Source organism: Petrocella sp. (assembly GCF_059865615.1).
In genome coordinates this window covers 40,271-55,083 of sequence record NZ_JCBCDA010000068.1, presented here as the reverse complement: position 1 = coordinate 55,083, position 14,813 = coordinate 40,271, and the positions used below count along the sequence as shown (strand labels likewise).

Below are 14,813 nucleotides of genomic sequence, written 5' to 3'. Positions count from 1 at the left end.
TAACGTCTCATTATACCATATTAATTTTTAAGGTTAAAGTTTCAATGTTTTTATAATAATTCTCATGATGCTATTGTGTTTTTCACCATATGTCGATAGAATATATAAGAATAGATTTTGAGAGGTGAATTGTCGGTGGATAAGATATTCAAGATTATGATAGTTGAGGACAGTAGGCTATACCAAAAGTACTTAACAGACCTCATGATCAAAAAACAATATGAGTACATAAGTGCCTTTAATGGCCTAGAAGCCATAGGTCTATTAAGAGAAGAAAAACCCGACTTGATACTACTAGATGTCCACCTTCCCGGTTGTAGTGGTTATGATGTTTGCCAGCATGTTCGAAATACACCTGATACCTACCATATCCCAATTATCTTTATCACTTCTAACAATGATCAAAATGATATCGTGAAAGGCTTTCAATTAGGTGGGAATGATTACGTTACGAAGCCTTTTAACGAAACCATCTTAGAATCCAGAATTACTAATCAGCTTGACCATGTCTATAACCGAAAACTTTTAAACAGTTATATCCAAGAACTAGAGTCCATTAATACGAAGTTACAAGAAGAAAAGGAACACTCTGAATATTTAGCATCAAGAGACCACCTAACAGGACTCTACAACCGACGTTTCATACAATCCACCTTAAAAGAACTTCTGTTAGAGCATCAAATGGATCAGACTACTATATCCCTAGCTTTGTTCGACATTGATGATTTTAAGCTGGTCAATGATCAGTACGGCCATCCTTGTGGGGACTATACCTTGAACGAAGTCGTTGCCCTCATCCAATCCAAAGTTCGAGATTATGATTATCTATCCAGATGGGGTGGTGAAGAATTCTTGTTAGTTCTGCCCCACACCACCAAAGAATCCGCTCTACCCATTATGGAGAGAATCCTAAACGCTGTATCCGAACATACATTCACTTATAATCAATATAACTTTAAGTTGACGCTCACCTGTGGACTTTCTGATTTTAAACCTAATGAGAAATATATTTCTATATTAAATCGAATCGATGAAGCCTTGTATGAAGGAAAGCATACCGGTAAAAATAGAATTATTATTAAATAAACCAGTATTTTTGCATAATTGCAAGATACTGGTTTTTATATTCTACATAATAGGAATTCCCTTAAGAAAAGCATACAAGTGTTTCGCTATGTTAAATTATAATTCTTCGCCACAGAAGGGACAAAATACAATATGGAGACTAAATTCTGAAATATCTGCGTTACAGTGGTCACAAAATCTTTCTTCACCATCACTTTTACTGATCTTTTTCTCTACTATAGTTTTAGAAATATTGGCATCGATTCTTCTTAAGAGATCCTTCAATGTAAACATGCTTACCGGTGTTCTTAAAACACCGTCCAATATGTTTTTCTCAACCTCATCTTTTTGTATCATACTGCTTGAAGAGAGTAGACAAATCATATCCGGTTTATCCTCTTTAATCTGTTCAATAAGTTGGTCTCCGCGTATTTCATGCATGATATAGTTGACCACAATGAGTTCAGGCTCAAACTGTTCCACTTGGTATAGGGCATCATACTCATCTGCAAGCTCAACTTCATAGTTGAGCTGTAAGAGAAGATCTTTTAAAATTAAGCTTTCAAATAAGGAATCGTTTACCAATAAGGCTTTTTTCATCATAAGTCTCCTTATACATCTTCAATACCTTTCCCAGTTCCTTGATGCCATCTTCCATCATTCTCTCATCAATACCTCGATATCCTAAAATAAGGTAAGGTTTTGATGGCTTCTTCTTAATACTTCTATAAACACCCAAACCACTAATACCTATACCTTCCCTTTCACAAGCTAATACCACATCAGATTCTTCCCATCCATCGGGCAGTCTTAGGATAATTTGAAGACCAGCTTTTCCATGCTTCGGAATAACATTTTTTGGTAAATGTACTTTTATATATTTTAACACATTCCCTTGTTTCTTTGCATAATAATTTCTTATTTTTCTAACATGTCGGTCAAAATCTCCTGACTCAATGAGCTTTGACAACGCCAACTGTTCCAACTTAGAGGCTGTCTGAGAAAAATATTCAATGTTCTTTGTGTAATATTGATTTAATACCCTTGGTAATACCATAAAGCTGATGCGAATACCTGGTGCCAATACTGTGGAAAAAGAACCAAGATAGATGACACGATCCCCCTCATCCAAACTTTGCATTGCGGGTATAGGTTGACCCTCGAATCTAAGTTCTGCATTATAATCATCTTCAATGATATAACCATCTACTTTTTCTGCCCAGTTCAATAATTTCAGCCGATTGTCCACCGGCATAATGGTTCCTGTTGGAAATTGATGTGACGGACTGACATAGCATAACCTAACTCCTTCTTGATAAAGCAAGGAAATATCAATACCTTTCTCATTGACCTCAATCGGTATGGTTTTCAAATGACTATAATCAAAAACATGCTTGGCCTTATTGAATCCAGGATCTTCCATGCCAATATCATCCAGTTCTAAGAAATCAAAAAGTTTGCCTAAAATGGTTAATAAGGGGGTAATGCCACCACCAATAACAATACTATCCGTTCGCGCCACAACCCCTCTTGTTCTATAAAAATGTTTAGCAATCGCTGCACGCAAAACATACTCTCCCCTTGGATCCCCATGCTCATATAATACATCTACATCATAGTTCATCACATAATTAAGATGTTTCTTCCAGAGCTTATAATCAAAACTGTCCTTCGCAACGTATTCACTTTTAAAATCATAGACATATTTTTGCTTCGTTTCTAAGGAAATTTCTTCAATGTTTTGCATTTTTTTTCCTTTAATATCTTCGATTTCTGCAACATAGTACCCTTTTCTTGGTACACTTAGAATATAGCCTTCAGCTAAGAGTTGATTGAAGGCATTCTCAACACTATTGCGGCTTATACCTAAGTGGTCTGAAAAAACCCTTACTGAAGGCAACTTATCGTTTCTTATCAATCTTCCTTCTACTATTTCTTTAACAAGATAATCGTGAATCTGCATATAGATAGGTTTTTTTAACTCATAATTGATTTCAGGTGTGAGCAACATCCATCTGTCCCCCTTAATATAATTAAAACTGGCACTTTCTAACAGGTCAAATTCATTATAATATAAGTTTATTCAAGTGTCAAAACTAAGTTTCGCTAAAGTACATAAGTACAACTATATGTTTTTGACATAATAAAACAAGTTAGGATGATTATTATGAAAAACGCAACGAAAAACTTGACTTACTCTGGTCTAATGGCTGCATTAACCTTTATCAGTACCAGTATACTAAGCTTCCCTTCTCCTTTTACAGGTGGTTATATCCACATCGGTGATGCTCTCGTGCTTAGCTGTGGTGTCGTTCTAGGTAAAAAAAATGGCGCTTTAGCTGCCGGCATCGGATCTGCTTTGGCTGATATTTATTTGGGCTATGCTTCTTGGGCTCTCCCCACTTTTATCATTAAAGCTTTAATGGCTTACATAATCGGTTACATCTTTGAGGATCTAGGTAACTTTAAGAAAACCGGTTTTATAACTGCTTTCTACAGTTTCTTATGGCTAGGTTTCGGTTTTTTGGTGCGAGGCTTGATTGCTTCAAACCGTATTTTGGATGCGACGCAAGACCTAATTGCTGAAGAAGTGATTGCCAGTGAAACCGAGCTCATCTCCACTGTCTTATCAACACAAAACATCATACTAGCTATTGCCTTACTATTACCTATGGCTTTGTTTATTGTTTTTGGTATAAGCCGTTTTAGGCCTTCCATCGCTATTTACTTCAACAAATTAAGTGCCTTTATCGTTGCTGGTTCTGTCATGGTTATTCTTTATTATGGTACTTATGGTATTATGTATGGCAACTGGATTATACCGGTATTTAGCATTCCTGCTAATATGGTGCAATTTGCTTTTGGACTTATCCTGGCCACTTTGATGCTTCCTGTTACACTTAGATTCCAATTGTCAAAAAAGCAAGCCTGATTTACTACTCAACTTTCTCACATATAATAACAAAAAGCCTTTCATCAAAACTTGATAAAAGGCTTTTTGTTATTATATGGTTAAAGAATCAAAACTATACTTTGACCCTTTAACCATTGTATTATAAGTTCCATTATTATTTAGATGGTTTAACCATACTCGCACCAACAAAATCTTTGAATAATGGATGGGCATGATTGGGTCTGGATTTGAATTCCGGATGGAACTGAACACCGACAAACCAAGGATGGTCTTCAATTTCAACCATTTCCACTAATTGATCGTCTGGTGATAATCCTGTGATGATCAGTCCATGATCAACCAAATCATCACGGTATTCATTATTATATTCATAACGGTGTCTATGACGCTCATAAATAAGTTCATCTTCATAGGCACGGTAAGCTTTAGTACCTTCAATAACCTTACATGGATAAGAACCTAAGCGCATGGTTCCACCAAGTTCATCTATGTCTTTTTGTTCCGGCATCAAATCAATAACAGGAAAAGGCGTTTCAGGATCAAGTTCTGAGCTGTTGGCACCTACCATATTTAATACATTCCTTGCATATTCTACGACAGCACATTGCATACCTAAGCATATACCAAAAAATGGTACTTTTTTCTCTCTTGCATACTGAACCGCTAAAATCTTGCCTTCTATACCTCGATCTCCAAAGCCTCCAGGTACTAAAATACCATCCACATTACTAAGCGTTTCGCCTACATTATCTGGTTCAATTTTTTCAGAATCAATCCAATCTAATTCTACTCGAATGCCATGATGAATGCCCGCGTGATTAAGAGATTCAACAATGGATATATACGCATCATGAAGCTCTACATATTTCCCAACAAGACCAATTGTAATGGTTTCTGTACGATTTTTTTCTCTCTGGACCATAGCAGACCAGGCTTCTAAATCCGGTTCGACGTTTTCAATCTCAAGGTGACGACAAACAATGTTCGCAAGACCTTCTTTTTCAAGCATTAAAGGCACTTCATAGAGTGTGTCCGCATCTAAGTTTTGAATGATACAATCTTTTTTTACATTACAAAAGAGTGCCATCTTATCACGCATATCTTGAGTCATTTCATGTTCTGTACGACATACCAATATATCCGGTTGTATACCGATTGATCTTAATTCTTTAACTGAATGTTGTGTAGGTTTTGTTTTCATTTCACCTGACTTAGATAGATATGGTATTAGTGTGACATGAATATAAATAACATTCTCACGTCCGACATCACCGGCAACTTGACGAATGGCTTCAAGAAAAGGTAGGCTTTCTATATCCCCTACCGTTCCGCCTATTTCTGTAATAACAACATCTGAATGCACATTTTTCCCTACTCTATAGACACGGTCTTTAATAGCGTTGGTGATATGGGGTATAACTTGAACTGTTGCTCCTAGAAATTCCCCTTTGCGTTCTTTATTAAGCACAGACCAGTAAAGTTTACCGGTTGTAATGTTGCTGTATTTACTTAATTTTTCATCTATGAAACGTTCATAATGACCAAGATCAAGATCTGTTTCAGCACCGTCTTCTGTTACAAAGACTTCCCCATGTTGATATGGACTCATGGTTCCGGGGTCTATGTTGATATAAGGATCGAACTTTTGTATGGTCACTTTCTTACCTCTAGCTTTTAAGAGCCTACCTAGAGATGCTGCTGTAATGCCTTTCCCCAAACCAGATACTACGCCACCGGTTACAAATATATACTTTGTCTGCATATTTCACCTCTTTGACTTTTGCTTCAAATTAATTTGTGCCCTTTAAACATATTTATATAAAATATTTCTCATTTCAAAACAACTTCTATATTCTATTACTTGCCTTCTTAGAAGTCAAGAAATTTTATATTTTTCTTCTACAATTCCATTTGCATTATCAGTGTTTCTATCGCTTTATCAAGCTGTAAATCTTTTTCATTTTTCTTTTCCATAAAAGCCTTATTCAATAGATCCTGGGTTAAATAATCACATATCCCATAGGCATATACCTTTTGATCGCTTTGAAATTGTCGTATGGCTTCAAAGGTTTTGTTATCATAAAGCTCATCGGGTGTATCTACTTCGTAATCTAAAAATGCAAGTATTTTTTCCACTTCTATGATTTCAGCATTTTTATCATGTGGATAAAATTTACTTGTCTTTGTTAGATATTGGGGATACTCGACAAGAACCTCTGGTGTTACTCCCATGTCATTAATTGGATTATTGGCTCTGGAATAAAAAGTTTCTTGAGTTAACTTAACAACAGCACCATCATCTAAGGTATACAGATATTGAGCCAAACCTTTTCCATACGTTGTTTCACCAACAAGACTCCCTATACCTGATTCACTAATGGCCGCCGCTACAAATTCCGTAGCAGATGCGCTGTTACGGTTTACAAGTGCAACAATCTCAAAACTAGGGTCTTTTAGCTCTGAGTAATAGACTATTTCTCTCCCTGTATTATTAACAAATCTTAGTACAGGACCTTCCGGCACCAATAAATTCGATACATTGACTGCCGAATCCACATAGCCACCTCCATTATCTCTCATATCTAATAACAAATACTTTTTGCCTTGAGATTTATAGGCATCCAAAATTGGTTCTAATTCTTCATCCACATTTCTTGTAAAACTGGAAATCTTTAGGAAGCCGATTTGATCAACAACTGCTTTGGGTAGGTCCGGATATAATTCTGATAAATCGACTTGGTCTATGGCATTAATAGTAACTCTACCTCGGACTAAAGTCATATCAAATTCATAGCCTTGCCTGTTAATTCTAAGCGTAACTTTGGTACCTTCTTCTCCGATAATAATGGCAGCCGCTTCTGCAGGGGTTTTCCCAATCAAAGAAGTCCCTTGAGCACTGATAATCTTATCATGAACTTTAAGGCCACCCTTATATGCCGGTCCATCTAAAAAGACGCGTTCTATGACGACATAGTCACCTTCTTGAATCAAGGAAACACCAATACCCACGTAAGAGTTATTAAGGGTATCTGTAAAAGACTCTGCGTTACGAGCGCCAATATACATGGAGTAGGGATCCAATATATCAAAAACGCCATTCATGGCTGCCTCAAATAATATATCCGGAGTTAATGCATCAGCATTGATGTGATTGCTTAGAATCATCTGCATAACACTTTCAAGTCGACCTCCATAGGTATCGCCTTGCTCTGCACCGTAAACCGGTGACAACGATATGGCCATAAACAATAAAAATGCAGTAGCTTTTTTTAACCAAGGTTTCATAATTGTTCTCCTTAAATTTGCTTATTTACGGTAATCTTCTCCAATATCTGATCTTAAGTAGTCGATTAGCCTATTGATAATTGCCGCCGCTTCCGACTTGGATATCCATTGCTTTGGCTTGACCCTTCCAAGCTCATCTCCTTTAATAATCCCAAGCTTATATCCGGCCATAATCTCCTTTTTGGCCCATGAAGCGATGGTCCCATCGTCAACAAATGGGGTCATGGGGGATTCAGTCACGCCAAGACGCTCCAAGCCTATAACGCGTACATAGACCACAAAGGCTTCTTCTCTATTAATTGGGCGATCCACATCGAAATTCTCACCTGTTCCTTTGATAAGTTTCTGGTCATAAGCCGCCATAATATATGGATAATAGGGATGTGTTACAGGGACGTCGCCAAAGATGACCGTCTTGGGACGTGTGGTGTACTTTGAGATGTCAATGTTCATAGCAAGACAAAGTGCCTTAATATAAGCCCCTCTGCTCATTGCCTCATATTGCATACCACTATGGGGTACTTCTGTGAACACCTCCATGCTGTATAGCTTTTTAAAATCAGCCTCTGCCCAGTGTCCTTGTAAAAAATCCAAGTTACCGGGAATCGGCAATTTTTCAATCTGGTTGGCCATCTTAATGGAAATACGGCCACTTTTCTGCCTGTTGGTCAGATTGCTGTGATAAGAAAGCACTTCATAGGTCAAATTACTTTCGCTTTCCATACGTTGATTATAAGTGCCTCCAAAACTAATGGCAAAGGGTTCCGTCGCATCATAATAAATTGTCTTTTTGGCTTCATGAACCGTTCGGACTCTCACTTGCATATTACCTGAGTTGCCTTCACCTTTTGAAATGCCAATATTTCTTTCTTGGGTCTCTATTTTTGACCATGGTTGATCATAACCATAGTTGCTACCGTTACTTGTTAAGGTCACGGGATTGCCATCACCATCTAGGAATTTAGCTACATATGAAATGGAAGTGCTAAAATAAGCAACACCAGGTGTCAGATCCTTAACACCTGCCTTAGAATAAGATGATCCCACTCTATCAAGTGTATATGCCATATCACCTACCGTAACTTCTTCAACCCAACCTGTTAAGACTGAGTTGGTAATAATCTGGTTCTTGAAGTCCATATTATTATTTACCTTGTAGTAGGTGGTGAAAGCTAATGTTCTATTAAGCTCACCTTCACCCTCTACACTTGTTGCTGTCACTGTATACGTTTCTTTATAACTGCCTTCAGTTTTTGTCTTTGTCACGCTATCATCATTATTCACCGTTATAGTACCATTAAATTCTGTCGGTACACCAGACAAAAATACCACTTCTTTGTATTGATAGGTTCTGGTTTTATTTGTGGGTATGGTAACATATCTCTCAATGGTTTTTGGAAGGTTGCTGCCTTCGGATATCCCACCCATATGCCCCATATCACCTTCTTTACCATATACGCTTTGGCTTAGAAGAAGCGTCATCATTATGCCCATTATTATAAGTCTTCTCATGACCATCTTCCTCTCTAATCTTCTACAAACAGGATGTAACCTGTTGCTTGACGGTTATCTGTTAGTTTCAACTGCTCACTTAAGTCCACAGTAACCATGGCTCTAACTCTATCCCCAAGTTCCAAATCTTCCATACCAACAACTTTATTGTTCTTGATTATAACGGATTCTGTCACGATTTCTAGTGAAGCATAATTGTTCCTAATACTCAACTCAGTCCATAGTTTTGTCGTACTGTCGTAGACCAACGCATCTTTTATACCTATTATATTATCATTGTTTATGCTGTATATCTCCCCTACAACGCCTTCCGTTGCATAAGGATTTTTAATCAAATGGGTGGCTTTGGTACCTTCTGCGATTATGGTATAAACTTCATCCACTTTTGATAGTTCCGAATAATCGATGAAGTCGCTAAGGGGTATACTTCCGGATTCATCCATGATAATCGTATCGTAGGAAAGTGTGAATTCTCTTTGTATGGGTGAGTAGATCCAAGTCATATCTTTTAGTATCGCTTGAGATTCAACTTTCACCTCACGGTTGGTTTCAATATTGCTGATACGCCCTCTAAAAACAGATATAGCATCATTATTAGGTTCAGGTAAAACATTGACAATAACAGCCCTACCTTGACCGGCTAATACAACTTGAGCATAATCCGGTGACAGGATGCTGCCTGTAGATACAATATGATTGTTCTTAAGTACAATCGTTCCCGGATTGATTCCTATATCGCCTACAGAGCTTATAAGTCTTATGGCATCATAGCCATTAGAATAACTCACATTGGTTGAGGCCAGAACATCATCTCGACCGTCTTCAAATACAATTTTTTTGATTCTTTCACGGTCATAGTGTTTTTCTGTTACAACATAGGCTTGCATCGTATCTATTCTTAAAAAACGATCCGCATAGCTTAAACTAATCTGATTGCCATTATGGAAAATCTCAACACCTGCTCCTGACAATTCTAAATCTGTCATCGGATTATAGCCACTCCAGCCGGTTTTAGTCAAATGATAACTGTTTAATAGACTTAAAGTGCCTGTTGCCATATTCATATAGCCGAGATCGCCTTTATAAATTCTTGCATAGATATTGCCGTAAGGGTCTACATCAATCTGTTTTACAGTCTCTATGACTGTACCTGGGGCAAGAACACCTTGATTCATGAGGATTTTTATCATTTGCCCTACTTGGAGGTTACCGACACCAATGTTTCTTGATGAACGTAACACCGGCACAAAACCGTCCACATTTAATGAACCAATGGAACCGTCCCCATAGTTGACTCTAATATTAACACCATTTGCGCCATAAGATACCATGGATACAATCTCTCCAAATTTGACATTGTAATTGGTTTTTGCGCTGATGGCTTCTATGTATTGGCCATTGCTGCTCATTAACAAATGAACAACATCACCCACCTCAATGGCTTCAATACCTGTATCTCTCTCATCAAATCCATACTCAGGAAAAATCTCATCAATATATCCGATTTCATCTTCTACATCATAATAATTCTGCTTTTCAACACGTACTTGATCCTTATTGAAATATTTTGTGATTTCGCCACCATCCCATTTTTCAATGGTAATAAAATTAAATTGTGTATTGATTTCTTTTACAATACCGCTGACTTCTGATGAAAGAGGTGTTGCACCTTCCTGATCGATTTTGGTCACCAGATTGTTTTGAATGGTTAATGTTATGGTCTCTGATACCGGTGCATTGTCAATAGATCTGTAATACTCACCTATTTTTATCTGTCTATCTTCAAGGTCATATAGGCCAACAGATAACTTATACGTTAGCGGTACACCTGAAGTATTTTTTACAGTAATATTACCATTATCAATGTCTATCAGTGGTTGAAGGACACCTTTTACTTGTGTGGTGGTTATATCACCTTTAATGACGACATATTCCATTTCAAGTGTTGTGTTGTCAACGATATAAACAATACTCTGCCCTTCTCTTAAGGAAGATAGGCCTCTTACGCCACTTGGGCCAAGTACGGGTACATCTAATCTCGATATTTTGTTTTGTTCATTGGATGTAACGATTAAATCCACTTGGTCGACTAAGCCTTCATCGTTACGAATTAATATGGTTCTTTTGCTCTCATTGTTTATAGAACCGATTACACCGGCATCGCTAATGCTACCAACAATACCGGCTTTTACTGTCTTATCAAGGGTCTCATAAAGAATATCATCAATATTTGCAATGATTTGTGCCATTTCCGCTCTTGTCAAGCTTCCTTTTGGCCTAAATCTATTGGCGTCTCCAATCATGATACCTGCCTGCATGACCGCTTCGACATAGGGCACAAAAGCTAAGTCAATGCTTTGCCAGTCACTCAGTGTAAAGATCTTGTTATTAACATAAATAGGTTCAATACGACCTGGATTTCCAATATTAATCGCTTGTACCAACCACATAGCCACTTGTTCTCTAGTGACATTTTGCGCGCGAATAAAATTAAACTCAGGATCTAAGGCTTCTTGGTCAAGTATTAGTCCATCGCCTAAGTCTAATTGAGTAATTAAACCATTATTGGCTGCCACTTGCAAGTAGCCTTTTGACCAGATGTTAAGCAGGCCCTCACCTTCACCGACTTCAAGGTTTTCGGCTGCTTGATTGGCCGCCGCTTCAAGTCCGATGACTCTTAGTAAAAAGGCCAAGGCTTCTTGCTTTGATACATTCCCGTTTGGTCTATAACGCATTGCGTTGTTTTCATTATAACCTTTTACAATCGATAGTGCACCTAATCTTGTGATTGGATCTTTTGCCCAATGATTGTTAGGCACATCCGTAAAACTTAAGATATCGGATATAGTTTGACCAAGGATATTAGCTGTATACACATTGGCAACGGGATCTGATAGAATATCTCGATCTGTTACTGCCATACTGGTCCATGAGGATTGTATAACATATATTAAACCTAATAAGATGATCCATCTTTTTCTATTCATACTTACCTCCGAATCAATTTGTAGATGAGTTTTATTTTCTGACCCTTAACCATATGGTTAGAGGCTCATTACTTAGTTTCACTAATTTACATTTCATATAGAGTTACGTTGATGCGCTCGTAACTTTATATGATCTGCAAAAGTTCAACTATTTAGTTCTGACCCTTAACCATTATATCGGCATTTGCCTTCATTTTACCCATCCATTTTAATGACTATTCTATTACAAAAAAGATGTCTTGACTGATGTACTGGAGTAAAAGAAAATGAGCTGACTCAAATTTCAGAGACAGCCTTTAGCCTTTACATTTGATTGGTTACCTCAACTTGAAAATTGGATGCTATGGAACCGGTATGGTTTACTTCGATATTGTAAGCCACATTTAAAGTCGCTTTATCCATTTCCTTATGAAACTGAATATCTGTCGTCCTAAGAATAATCTCAAAAACACCAAATGGTGTTTCATAAGGGGTGAAATGCTCTTGGTCTTTCTCAAATATAAGTTGTGTATTGGTCGCACCGAATCTTAACACACTAACCTGTGCTGTATCAATTTTAATGGTTGTAGATGTAACGACGTCTTCATCAAGGGCAGTGTCTTCATATTTAATATATGTCTTTCCATTTTTTTCAAAATACTGTCCTGTTGTGATCATCTCGATGGCATCATCTTCAACCAAACTTCCTTGGATACCTTTGACTTTTATAAGTACATTCTTATTCATCGGATCACCCACTAAACACAATCATCTATTGCAAGCTGAATCAAATGATCAATCAATTCACTTCTGCTAATTCCCTCAGCTTCAATCAGCATGGGATACATGCTTATATCTGTAAAGCCAGGAAAAGTATTGATTTCATTAAAGACCACTTCACCGGTATGGTTCTCAATGAAAAAGTCCACTCTTGAAAGTCCTCGGCCATCAACTGCTTTAAAAATAGCTATGGCTGCATCTCTAATTTGCTGTCTGGTTTCTTCCGGCATATCTGCTGATAGTATAGTTTTTGACTCTGGATTATTGTATTTTGATTCAAAGTCATAAAAGTCCTCTGCAGATAAAATTTCTCCAACATCCGTTGCTTTAACCTCTAGGTTGCCAATAACAGCACATTCTACTTCTCTACCATCTATATGCTCTTCAATAAGAACTTTTCGATCGTGTATAAAAGCATTCAAAAGCGCTTTATGCAAAGTAATGCCATCTACCGCTTTGGACACTCCAATGGATGATCCTGCATTGGATGGCTTAACAAATACCGGATATCCCAGTTGATTCACTACTTTTTTTTCAATAGCCTCTTGATCATAACTTTCCTTATACACACCTATATACCTAGCTTGGCGTATGCCAAGGGGTTCTACAAGCAACTTGGTGTATAATTTATCCATGGATACAGCCGATGCTAATACACCACAACCTACAAAAGGAATCTTGGCAAGCTTTAGTAAGCCTTGTATAGAGCCGTCTTCCCCATACAATCCATGTAGGACCGGTATAACGACATCCACTTTGAAATATTCCAAGCTCTCTTCTCTTTGGATTAACAGGGACTTAAGTGTGGCATCCGGCAAAAGCCTTGCAGAAACATTGCTTTTTTCCCATGCTCCGGATTGAATTTCTTCAATACCACCTTCTACCAAAAGCCATTTGCCTTCTTTTGTTATGCCAACAACTTTGACAATATAGCTACTTTGATCTATATATCTAAGGAAGGTCAATACCGACCTTTTTGATATATCATGTTCCGTTGATTGCCCTCCAAAAATTACCACAACATTTTGCTTCATCTTATACCTCTATTAGCACTTAGCTATTCTTCATAATACTACTTTTATCATAAGTATTTCTTACCTTCTACATTCTATATGCTTTTTTCCAAATATTCAAGTGCCATAGTCTATATTTTTTTATTCTAAATACCTATTTTCTTATTAGCGTAGGAATTTTATATAATATGACTGAGAGAAGATGGTTCTTAATTCTTTGCAAAAAAATAGTATGGCGTATAGTGCCATACTATTTTCTATAAGGGCTATTTTCCGACTGCCCCCTTTTATTTCTTATCACCGAACAGCTTGTCACCTGTACGTATGATTGTGAATATTGTTACAGTAGTAATGACATAGTAAAGCCATCTATCAAGATCTAAACTAGTCGTGATTATAAGAGTTAATGCTACAAATATACAATCAAACAATATATTAACTATTTTCAATGTCATACTCCTTTACGTTAATGCCTGACATAAGTCATGAACGGACCTTTTCCACCACCAGCGGTTTGCCAAGTATATTGGTCATATATTGAAGCGAATCTGTATTTGTAGACCAAAGGAGGGAAAGATACACCTGAGAGTAATTCACCAGCTATTGAACCTACACCTCCTCCTATGGCTGCTGCAAGTGCAGCTGCTCCAAGTGCATTGGCAAACAAACCTGACAAAGCACCTGCGCCGCCAATTACTACTAATCTTGTCGCAGTTGAACTTAACCAGATTTCAATACCATCCCACATGAAAGTTATCTTTGTAACACCACCAGTAGTTAATGGAGTTCTGGAACTTCTTGAGTAAGTTGTTGATCTTTCAATTGTCAGATTTTCTGACATAATAGATTGATCATTAATGATAGCTTTGGTATCAAAGCCTGCATCATCGTATGCTTTAATTATCTTCTCGTCAGTAATTGCTATTGTAAAGCCTTGTTCCAAACTTAAGTTATTAATCTCATTCTGTATAATTATGTTATTAAGTGCCTGTACATGCTGTTTGGCATAAGAGATACTTTCTTTGTTAAACAATTTTCTAACTTCTTTGCTAAGATTGAGCTTATATTGGCCATTTTTTATTGTAACATACTTTTGAATTTCTGACATATCATCAGAATATTTTTCGTAATTCTCATATAACATAAAACTACTGTTTTGATCCTTGGCTGCATGTAATTCAGTATTAACTGAAGCAAGCATGATAACCATACATAATAATATTGAAATATTTTTTTTCATTATACTCTCCTAATAGCTAAGTTGATTATGTTCCCGAC

Annotated in this window: 11 protein-coding genes; 2 read left to right on the top strand and 9 right to left on the bottom strand. The window is 37.1% G+C overall.

The genetic code is table 11. From position 1 onward, the window contains the following. Positions 1–135 precede the first annotated feature (135 nt). Positions 136–1,086, top strand: a complete 951-nt coding sequence (locus AC6F8J_RS07825; protein ID WP_500722302.1) for a diguanylate cyclase — start codon at positions 136–138, stop codon at positions 1,084–1,086. Positions 1,087–1,182: 96 nt separating this feature from the next. Here the strand turns inward: AC6F8J_RS07825 and AC6F8J_RS07820 are convergent, their stop codons facing one another. Both AC6F8J_RS07820 and pdxR read right to left on the bottom strand, forming a co-directional pair. After that, positions 1,183–1,665: a response regulator transcription factor gene (locus AC6F8J_RS07820; RefSeq protein ID WP_500722300.1), complete on the bottom strand. Its 483-nt coding sequence runs from the start codon at positions 1,663–1,665 to the stop codon at positions 1,183–1,185. After that, positions 1,628–3,076: a MocR-like pyridoxine biosynthesis transcription factor PdxR gene (gene pdxR / locus AC6F8J_RS07815; protein WP_500722298.1), complete on the bottom strand. Its 1,449-nt coding sequence runs from the start codon at positions 3,074–3,076 to the stop codon at positions 1,628–1,630. Before pdxR ends, AC6F8J_RS07820 begins: the two co-directional genes overlap by 38 nt. A gap of 156 nt (positions 3,077–3,232) precedes the next feature. On the opposite strand from pdxR, the gene AC6F8J_RS07810 reads away from it, so the two are divergent. Further along, complete coding sequence (locus AC6F8J_RS07810; RefSeq protein WP_500722296.1) at positions 3,233–3,997, top strand: ECF transporter S component; 765 nt, start codon at positions 3,233–3,235, stop codon at positions 3,995–3,997. Positions 3,998–4,133: 136 nt separating this feature from the next. On the opposite strand, the gene pyrG is transcribed toward AC6F8J_RS07810, so the two are convergent. The 7 genes from pyrG to AC6F8J_RS07775 form a co-directional block, all read right to left on the bottom strand. After that, positions 4,134–5,741 (bottom strand): CTP synthase, encoded by a 1,608-nt coding sequence (pyrG, locus tag AC6F8J_RS07805; RefSeq protein ID WP_500722294.1) that lies wholly within the window; start codon positions 5,739–5,741, stop codon positions 4,134–4,136. A gap of 137 nt (positions 5,742–5,878) precedes the next feature. Further along, positions 5,879–7,264: a S41 family peptidase gene (locus AC6F8J_RS07800; RefSeq protein WP_500722292.1), complete on the bottom strand. Its 1,386-nt coding sequence runs from the start codon at positions 7,262–7,264 to the stop codon at positions 5,879–5,881. Positions 7,265–7,285: 21 nt separating this feature from the next. Then, positions 7,286–8,776 (bottom strand): S-layer homology domain-containing protein, encoded by a 1,491-nt coding sequence (locus AC6F8J_RS07795; RefSeq protein ID WP_500722290.1) that lies wholly within the window; start codon positions 8,774–8,776, stop codon positions 7,286–7,288. 14 nt (positions 8,777–8,790) lie between these two features. Further along, positions 8,791–11,763, bottom strand: coding sequence for an S-layer homology domain-containing protein (locus tag AC6F8J_RS07790; protein ID WP_500722288.1), 2,973 nt, complete (start codon positions 11,761–11,763; stop codon positions 8,791–8,793). Between the two features lie 303 nt (positions 11,764–12,066). Beyond that, positions 12,067–12,489, bottom strand: coding sequence for a DUF1934 family protein (locus tag AC6F8J_RS07785; RefSeq protein ID WP_500722286.1), 423 nt, complete (start codon positions 12,487–12,489; stop codon positions 12,067–12,069). Between the two features lie 11 nt (positions 12,490–12,500). After that, positions 12,501–13,556 (bottom strand): D-alanine--D-alanine ligase, encoded by a 1,056-nt coding sequence (locus AC6F8J_RS07780; protein ID WP_500722284.1) that lies wholly within the window; start codon positions 13,554–13,556, stop codon positions 12,501–12,503. A 445-nt stretch (positions 13,557–14,001) separates the two neighbouring features. Continuing rightward, complete coding sequence (locus tag AC6F8J_RS07775) at positions 14,002–14,775, bottom strand: hypothetical protein (protein WP_500722282.1); 774 nt, start codon at positions 14,773–14,775, stop codon at positions 14,002–14,004. Positions 14,776–14,813: the final 38 nt, after the last annotated feature.